Source organism: Pseudomonas protegens, assembly GCF_003732485.1.
Classification (GTDB): Bacteria; Pseudomonadota; Gammaproteobacteria; order Pseudomonadales; family Pseudomonadaceae; genus Aquipseudomonas; species Aquipseudomonas protegens_B.
In genome coordinates this window covers 27,719-37,251 of sequence record NZ_MOAK01000006.1, presented here as the reverse complement: position 1 = coordinate 37,251, position 9,533 = coordinate 27,719, and the positions used below count along the sequence as shown (strand labels likewise).

The 9,533-nt window shown below is 64.7% G+C and carries 3 protein-coding genes; all 3 read left to right on the top strand.

The window, feature by feature from the left end; translation table 11 throughout:
• Positions 1-170: 170 nt before the first annotated feature.
• Genes recC through recD form a run of 3 tightly spaced genes read left to right on the top strand, consistent with a single transcriptional unit; the run spans position 171 to position 9,390 of the window.
• Positions 171-3,623: an exodeoxyribonuclease V subunit gamma gene (recC, locus tag BLX41_RS00360; protein ID WP_123723301.1), complete on the top strand. Its 3,453-nt coding sequence runs from the start codon at positions 171-173 to the stop codon at positions 3,621-3,623.
• Positions 3,620-7,312 carry an exodeoxyribonuclease V subunit beta gene (gene recB, locus BLX41_RS00355; protein WP_123723300.1) on the top strand — a complete coding sequence of 1,231 codons (3,693 nt, stop codon included), beginning with the start codon at positions 3,620-3,622 and terminating at the stop codon, positions 7,310-7,312. The genes recC and recB overlap by 4 nt, the downstream gene beginning before the upstream one ends.
• Entirely contained in the window at positions 7,309-9,390 is a 2,082-nt protein-coding gene (recD, locus tag BLX41_RS00350; protein ID WP_123723299.1) for an exodeoxyribonuclease V subunit alpha, read from the top strand. The genes recB and recD overlap by 4 nt, the downstream gene beginning before the upstream one ends.
• Positions 9,391-9,533: the final 143 nt, after the last annotated feature.

The window sequence follows — 9,533 nt, the reverse complement described above, 5'->3', positions numbered from 1 at the left end:
TCAAGATTAAATTCCGAAACCCCAATTGCGAAAGCAATTGGGGTTTTGTTTTTGCGCGACAGAAAAGCTGCAGCAGTTTCTCTTCCGCTGTTTGCTCGGTCCGGCTGCCACCACCCCGTGACAGTGCTAAGGTTCCGGCCTAGCTTTTTGCATTCTCCAAGGAAGCCTTTATGCCGGACGCCTCGTCCCTCAACCCTGGTTTCATGGTGGTTCACGGTAACCGCCTGGACGAGTTGCGCAGCCTGGTGGTCAGCTGGATGCGGCGTTATCCCCTGGCGCCCCTGGAAAATGAAATTGCCCTGGTACAGAGCAACGGTATCGCCCAATGGCTGAAACTGGCCCTGGCCGAAGACCCCGAAGTGGATGACGGCGGTGGCTGCGGTATTGCCGCTGCCATTGATGTGCAATTGCCGGGCAGTTTCATGTGGCAGTTGTACCGCCTGGTCCTGGGGCGAGACGAAATCCCGCCCAAATCCCTGCTGGATAAAGCTCCCCTGACCTGGCGGCTGATGCGCCTGTTGCCGGAGTTGATCGATGAGCCGCATTTCGAACCCCTGCAACGCTTCCTGACCCACGACAGTGACCTGCGCAAGCGCTATCAATTGGCCGAGCGTTTGGCCGATCTGTTCGACCAATACCAGGTATATCGAGCCGACTGGCTGGAGGATTGGGCCGCCGGCCGCCACCAACTGCGCAATGGTCGTGGTGAAACCAAGGCCCTGACGCCTGCCAACTGCTGGCAGGCCGAGCTATGGCGCGCGCTGCTGTTGGATGTCGGCACCGAGGGGATGGCCCAGAGTCGCGCAGGCGTTCACCAGCGCTTTATCGAGCGGATCAACCAACTGGAGGTGGCGCCCAGGGGCTTGCCGTCCCGAGTGATCGTTTTCGGTATCTCTTCGCTGCCGGCCCAGGCCCTGGAGGCACTGGCCGGGTTGGCCCGCTTCAGTCAGGTGCTGCTGTGTGTGCACAACCCTTGTCGCCATCACTGGGCCGATATCGTTGCCGACAAGGACCTGCTGCGCCACCAATACAAACGCCAGGCGCGCAAGGCCGGCATGCCTCAGGCCCTGGATCCGCAAACCCTGCACCAGCACGCCCACCCGCTGCTGGCCGCCTGGGGCAAGCAAGGCCGTGACTACATCAACCTGCTGGACAGCTATGACGATCCCAACAGCTATCGCAGCGCTTTTCGCGATGGCCGGATCGATCTGTTCAGTGACAGCCAGCCGGCCAGCATGCTCCAGCAATTGCAGGACGACATTCTCGAACTGCGCCCGCTGAACGAAACACGTGAGTTGTGGCCGCAGGTCGATATCCAGCACGATCAATCGATCCGCTTTCACATTGCCCACAGCGCCCAGCGAGAAGTGGAAATCCTTCACGACCAGCTCCTGGCGCGCTTCAGTGCAGAGCCCGATCTGCGGCCCCGGGATGTGATCGTCATGGTCCCGGACATCGACAGCTACGCCCCGCATATCCGCGCCGTGTTCGGCCAGCTGGAGCGGGATGACCGGCGCTTCATTCCCTTTACCCTCACTGACCAGGGCCAGCGTGGCCGTGACCCGCTGCTGATCGCCGTCGAACATCTATTGAAGCTGCCGGACAGTCGTTTTCCGGTCAGTGAGATTCTCGACCTGCTGGACGTTCCAGCCCTGCGTGCGCGTTTTGGCGTCGACGAAGCCGACCTGCCAACCCTGCACCGCTGGATTGAAGGTGCCGGCATCCGTTGGGGAATGAATGCCGAGCAGCGCGCAGAACTGGGGCTGCCCCCGGAACTGGAGCAGAACAGCTGGCGTTTCGGCTTGCGGCGCATGCTCCTGGGTTATGCCGTCGGCCGCTCCGACGCCTGTGACGGTATCGAGCCTTATGACGAGATCGGTGGCCTGGATGCGGCGCTGATCGGTCCCCTGGTCGCCCTTCTTGACGCCCTGCAGATCGCCTACCAGCAACTCACCCTGCCGGCGGTTCCGGCGGAGTGGGGCGAGCGCCTGCACAACCTGCTGGAACAGTTCTTCCTTGCCAGCAACGAGCACGATGATTACCTGCTGGGACAGCTCGACGACCTGCGGGAAAACTGGCTGGAAACCTGCGAGTCTGTGGGCCTGCATGATCAGTTGCCGCTGACGGTGGTCCGCGAAGCCTGGCTGGCTGGCCTGGACCAAGGGCGCCTGTCCCAGCGTTTCCTCGCCGGAGCGGTGAACTTCTGCACCCTGATGCCGATGCGCGCCATTCCCTTCAAGCTGGTGTGCCTGCTGGGCATGAACGATGGCGATTACCCCAGGGCGCAGCCGCCTCTGGACTTCGACCTGATGGGTAGCGACTACCGCCCCGGCGACCGATCACGGCGCGAAGACGACCGTTACCTACTGCTTGAAGCCCTGCTCTCGGCTCGTGACCAACTTTATGTCAGTTGGGTTGGCCGCAGCATTCGCGACAACAGCGAGCGCCCGGCCTCGGTCCTGATCGGCCAGTTGCGCGATCACCTGGCCAGCGGCTGGCGGCTGCCCGATGAGCAGGACTCCCTGCTGGAGGCCCTGACCCAGGAGCATCCCCTGCAACCCTTCAGTGCCCGCTATTTCCACGACAGCGACACGCTCTTCAGCTACGCCCGGGAGTGGCAAGTGCTGCATCAGGTCCGAGAGGAACTGGGCGCAGTCGAACGCCTGGAACCCTATGTCCAGGACGAGCCCCTGAGCCTTGCCCAGTTGCAGGATTTCCTGCGCAACCCGGTGCGGCATTTCTTCAGCCAAAGGCTCAAGGTGTTCTTTGAAGCCATGGAAGCACCGCTGGCCGATGAAGAGCCCTTCGTGCTCGATGCCCTGCAGCGCTACAGCCTCAGCGACAGCCTGCTGGAAGCGGCGCTGGGCGACGCAGCGCAGCCCGAGCAAGCCTTGCAGGCCCAGGCCCAGAGGCTGCAAGCCAGTGGCCTGTTGCCCATGGCCGGTTTTGGCGAATGCCTGCAGCGCGAACTGCTGGAGCCCCTGCCGGACCTGTTGCAGCGTTATCGGCAACTGCTCGACCTGTGGCCGACCCCGGTAACCAGTGCGCTGCCGGTGAGCCTGGAACTGCAAGGCGTGCGCCTGGAAGGTTGGCTCAGCAGCCTGCACCAGCGAGCTGATGGCGGGTTGTTGGCTGTGAGCGCCATCCCCAACGGCATCGGCTCGACCAAGACCCGTAAATGGCATCGGCTGATCAAGCCTTGGGTCAATCATCTGCTGGCCTGCGCCAGTGGCTACTCCTTGACCACCGCGCTGGTGGCCAGCGATGACAGCCTGTTGTTGCCGCCGCTGGAGCAGGAGGTGGCCCGGCAGATTCTCGGCAACCTGCTGCAGGCCTGGCAGGCCGGCATGCGCCAGCCGCTGCCGGTGGCGATCAAGACCGCCTTCGCCTGGCTGGGCCAGAGCGACCCGGACAAAGCCGCGGCCGCTGCACGCAAGACCTACGATGGCGACGGCCAGAACAGCGAGGGCGAACGCCGGCAAAGCCCGGCCCTGGCCCGTCAATTCGCCGACTACAACGCACTGATCGCCGATGAAACCTTCAGCGGTTGGGCCGAGACCCTTTATCGACCCCTGTTGAATGCTCCCTGGCGTTCGGCGCTCGGCGAGGAGGCAGGCGCATGACTGCACAAGCTCCCCTGGCCCTGGCATTTCCTCTGCGCGGCAGCCAGTTGATCGAGGCCAGTGCCGGTACCGGCAAGACTTTCACCATCTCCGCGCTCTACTTGCGCCTGGTGCTGGGCCATGGCGGCGAGGCGGCGGGTTTCGGGCGTGAATTGCTGCCGCCGCAGATACTGGTGGTGACCTTTACCGATGCCGCCACCAAGGAATTGCGCGAGCGCATTCGCACGCGCCTGGCGGAAGCCGCGCGCTTCTTTCGCGATGAAACCAGCGCCCCCGATGGCCTGATCGTCGAGTTGCGTGAGCAATACCCCGTCGAGCAGTGGGCCGCCTGTGCCAATCGCCTGGACATCGCCGCGCAATGGATGGATGAGGCCGCGGTCTCGACCATCCACAGTTGGTGCCAGCGCATGTTGCGCGAACATGCGTTCGACAGCGGCAGCCTGTTCACCCAGACCCTGGAAACCGACCACAGCGACTTGCTGGGCCAGGTTCTGCGCGATTACTGGCGGCTGTTCTGCTACCCGATGCAGGGTGATGCCCTGAACTGGGTGCGCAGCAATTGGGTCGGGCCGGCCGAACTCATGCCCCGAGTGCGGGCAATGTTCGGCAACGAGCGTCGGGACCCACCCGAACAGACGCCGAGCGAGTTGATCGAAGCCTGCCTGCAAGAACGTCGTGAAGCCCTGGTGCAGATCAAGGCGCCCTGGCGCGAGTGGGCCGCGCAACTGCGGGAGATCTGCCTGCAAGGCGTGGCCAGCAAGAGCGTCGACGGGCGCAAGATGCAGGCCCGGTTCTTCGAGCCCTGGTTCGAAAAGATCAGTGCCTGGGCCGAGGACGAATCCGTCGAGCAACTGGACATCGGCACCGGCTTCACCCGCCTGACCCCCGAAGGCATGAGCGAGGCCTGGAAAGGCGCGGCCCCTGATCACCCCGGGCTCGACGCCATGGCCGGGCTCAAGGCCAGCCTCGATGCCTTGCCCAGCCCGGATGCGGCGGTCCTGCAACACGCCGCGCAATGGGTGGGGGCACGTTTCGAAGAGGAGAAGCGGCGGCGCGCCGAGATGGGCTTCGACGACATGCTGCTGCGCCTGGACAGCGCCCTGCAGAGCGATGGCGGCGAGCGCCTGGCGACCCTGATCCGCGAGCAGTTCCCGGTGGCCCTGATCGACGAATTCCAGGACACCGACCCGGTGCAGTACCGGATCTTCGAAAGCATCTACCGGATCGAGGCCAACGACCCCGAGACCGGCCTGTTCCTGATCGGCGATCCCAAGCAGGCGATCTACGCCTTCCGTGGCGCCGATATCTACACCTACCTCCGGGCACGCCAGGCCACCAGCGGGCGCCTGCACACCCTGGGCACCAACTTCCGCTCCAGCCAGGCCATGGTCAGCGCGGTCAACCATGTGTTCCTGCAAGCCGAACAGCGGCCGCAGGGACAGGGAGCCTTCCTGTTTCGCGAAGCGGATGGCGAGAACCCGGTGCCATTCCTGGCGGTGGCCGCCCAGGGGCGCAAGGAGCAACTGCTGGTCGACGGCCAGCCGGTGCCGGCACTTAACTTCTGGCAATTGCCTTCGGAACAGCCGCTGTCCGGTGCCCAGTATCGCCAGCATCAGGCGGCGGCTTGCGCCACTGCGATTGTCGGCCTGCTCAATGGCGGCCAGCAGGGGCGCAGTGGGTTTGTCCGTGAGCAGCAAGCGCTGAAAGGCTTGCTGCCGGCGGATATCGCGATCCTGGTGCGCGATGGCAAGGAGGCCCAGGCCGTGCGCGGCGAGCTGGCGGCCCGCGGGGTGCGCAGTGTGTACCTGTCGGACAAGGACTCGGTGTTCGCCGCCCAGGAAGCCCGGGATGTGCTGGTGTGGCTCAAGGCTTGCGCCGAGCCGGACGTGGAGCGGCCGCTGCGCGCGGCCCTGGCGTCCCTGACCCTGAACCTGCCGCTGCTGGAGCTGGAGCGGCTGAACCAGGACGAACTGGCCTGGGAAGCCCGAGTCATGCAGTTCCGCGGATACCGGACGATCTGGCGCAGCCAGGGCGTGCTGCCGATGCTCCGACGCTTGCTCCATGACTTCCAGCTGCCCCAGGCGCTGATGGCCCGCAGCGACGGCGAGCGGGTGCTGACCAACCTCCTGCACCTGTCTGAACTGTTGCAGCAGAACGCTGCGGAACTGGACGGTGAACAGGCGCTGATTCGCCATCTGGCCGAGCACCTGGCGTTGTCCGGGCAGGCCGGTGAAGAGCAGATCCTGCGCCTGGAAAGCGACGAGCAACTGGTCAAGGTGGTGACCATCCACAAGTCCAAGGGCCTGGAATACCCCTTGGTGTTCCTGCCTTTCATCTGCTCCACCAAGCCGGTGGATGGCAGTCGTCTGCCGCTGCATTACCACGATGCAACCGGCAAGGCCCAGGTCAGTTTGCGACCGACGCCGGAGCTTATCGCCCAGGCTGACGAGGAGCGCCTGGCGGAGGATCTGCGTCTGCTCTACGTGGCCCTGACCCGTGCCCAGCATGCCTGCTGGCTGGGAGTGGCCGACCTCAAGCGGGGCAACCACAGCAGCTCGGTGCTGCACTTGTCGGCCCTGGGCTACCTGCTTGGCGGCGGTGCTCTGTTGGGCGAGTCCAAGGGATTGCTGCGCTGGCTCCTGGACTTGCAGCAAGGCTGTGAGGCCATCGGTGTCAGCGAGCTGCCTGCGGCCGATGACCAGCGCTTCTACCCGCCGCGCAATGACGCCAGCCTGCTGGCCCCGCTGCAGCCGATTCGACGCGCGGCGGAGAACTGGTGGATAGCCTCCTACAGTGCCTTGCGCATCAGCGATACCTTGGGCGCCGGCAACACCGAAGCACCGGAAAGTCCCCAGGCACAGAAGCTCTTCGACGATGAGCGGCTGGACCCCGAGGCCCCTCGGGAAGTCGCCGCCAGTGGTGGCGATATTCACCGTTTTCCCCGGGGCCCGAACCCCGGCACCTTTCTTCACGGTTTGCTGGAATGGGCCGGGGAGGAGGGTTTTGCCGCCGCCCCCGAGGTGATCGAGGATGCCATCGCCCGCCGTTGCAATCGTCGCGGCTGGCAAGGCTGGATTCCGACACTCAGTGATTGGTTGCAGCACTTGTTGCAGGCATCCTTGCCTGTGGGGGACGGGCAACCGCCAGTGGTGCTGGGGCGACTGACCCAGTACCGGGTCGAAATGGAGTTCTGGTTTGCCAGCCACAAGGTCGACGTGCTCAAGCTCGACGAGCAGGTACGCCAGCAGACCCACCAGGGCGCGCCTCGGGTCACCGCCGAGCCGGTGCTGCTCAATGGCATGTTCAAGGGCTTCATCGACCTGACATTCGAACATCAGGGCCGCTATTACGTGGCCGACTACAAATCAAACTGGCTGGGCGTGGACGACGCGGCCTACACCGAGCAGGCGATGGAACAATCGATTCTCGACAACCGCTACGACCTGCAATACGTGCTCTACCTGCTGGCGCTGCACCGGCAGTTGAAGGCCCGGCTGGCGGACTACGATTACGATCGGCACATCGGCGGCGCCTTGTACCTGTTCTTACGCGGTAGCCGCTCCGCGAGCCAGGGCGCGTACTTTGCCCGGCCGCCACGGCAGTTGATCGAACGCCTCGACCGCATGTTCCAGGGCCAGCCCGAGCCGCCCAAGGCCGAGCCCGCCTGGGAACAGGGAGTGCTGTTATGACCCAGGATCTGTTTGCCGAGTTGGTCGAGCCGCCAGCGCCCCAGTTCGACCTGGCGCCCCTGGCTCGCGCCGAAGACCTGCTGTTGTTGCTAGAGCGCTGGGTCGAACGCGGCTGGCTGCGAGCCCTGGACAAGGCCTTTGTCGGCTTCCTCCATGAGCTGGACCCCGGCTGCGATCCGTTGGTGCTCATGGCCGCGGCCCTGACCAGTCACCAGTTGGGTCATGGGCATGTCTGCCTGGACCTGTTCGAAACCCTCAAGGAGCCGGATTTCGCTCTGTCGCTGCCGCCGGAAGGGGACTCGCAAGGCGGTGCCACGGTGCTGCCTTCCCTGGTGTTGGCGAATCTTGAGGGAGCGCACTGGTGCAAGGTCCTGGCCGGCAGCCGGCTGGTGGCCCTGTCGGCTGATCACGGCGAGGCGTCCCAGCAGCGGCCCTTGGTGCTGTCCGGAAAACGCCTGTACCTGCGGCGTTACTGGGCCTATGAACGGCGGATCGACAACGCCCTGCGCCAGCGTCTGGCGTCGACGGAAGCGACTCCGGAGAATCTGGCCCAGCGCCTGGACGGGCTGTTTGGCCCGGCCAAGGCTGCCGGGCCCATCGATTGGCAGAAGCTCGCCTGCGCCCTGGCTACCCGAGGCGCCTTCAGCATCATCACCGGCGGCCCCGGCACTGGCAAAACCACCACCGTGGTGCGTCTGCTGGCATTGCTCCAGGCTCCGGCGGTGGAGGCGCGCAAACCCTTGCGCATTCGTCTGGCGGCGCCCACTGGCAAGGCCGCGGCCCGCCTCACCGAGTCCATCAGCCTGCAAGTGCGGTCCCTGGCGGTCGCCGACGAGGTACGGGAAAAGATCCCCAGCGAAGTGACCACGGTGCACCGCTTGCTGGGCAATCGCCCGGGCACCCGGCATTTCCGCCACCACGCCGGCAACCGCCTGCCCCTGGATGTACTGGTGGTGGACGAAGCCTCGATGATCGACCTGGAAATGATGGCCAATCTGCTGGACGCCCTGCCCATTCATGCACGCCTGGTGCTGCTGGGAGACAAGGATCAATTGGCCTCGGTGGAGGCGGGGGCGGTGCTCGGTGATCTGTGTCGCGATGCCGAGGCCGGCTGGTACAACCCGCAGACTCGCGCCTGGCTGGAGGCGGTCAGCGCTGAGCACCTCGGCGCCAGTGGCTTGCAGGAAGACAGCGGGCACCAGCATCCCCTGGCGCAGCAGGTGGTGATGCTGCGCCACTCCCGGCGCTTTGGTGAAGGCAGTGGCATTGGCCAGCTGGCGCGCTGGGTCAATCAACAGCAGGCCGAGGAGGCGCGGCGCCTGCTGGCGGCTCGCAGCCATGCGGACTTGTACGGCCTGAGTCTCAAGGGCGAGCAGGACCGGGCCCTTGAGCGGCTCTTGCTGGAGGGCCACGGCGAGGGACCCCAAGGCTATCGGCATTACCTGAATGTGCTGCGCAGCCAGCGTCCACCCACCGACACCGCCCTGGAGGACCGCCGTTGGACCGATTGGGCGCGCAGTGTCCTGCAGGCCTTCGACCGCTTCCAGTTGCTCTGTGCGGTGCGCAAGGGGCCGTGGGGCGTCGAAGGATTGAACCAGCGGGTCACCCAGGCGTTGTTCAAGGCTCGCCTGATCGACAGCGACCAGCAATGGTACGAAGGTCGCCCGGTGCTGATGACCCGTAACGACTATGGCTTGGGCCTGATGAATGGCGATATCGGCATCGCCCTCAAACTGCCGGAACATGAGGGGCCGCAAGCCGGACGTCAGGTGCTGCGGGTGGCCTTCCCGCGCAACGATGGCCAGGGCGGGGTACGCCTGGTGCTGCCGAGTCGACTCAATGACGTGGAAACTGTCTACGCCATGACCGTGCACAAGTCCCAGGGCTCGGAGTTCGCCCATACTGCGCTGATTCTGCCCGATGCCCTGAATCCGGTACTGACCAAGGAACTGATCTATACAGGTATCACCCGGGCCAAGGATTGGTTCAGCCTGATCGAGCCTCGGGCCGGGGTGTTCGAAGAGGCGGTGCGGCGCAAGGTCAAGCGCCTGAGCGGGTTGATGCTGGAACTGGACTGAGGCCTGGGTCGCTGTCCGGTACCCAGCACCGTTTTGGGGCGCTGGGCTCGCTGCATTTTCCTGGGCTGTGCTATCGTTGCGGCATCATTTCCGTGAAATTCAAAGAGAATCCCTGCATGGACGTGGCTGTCTTCAGGACAGAG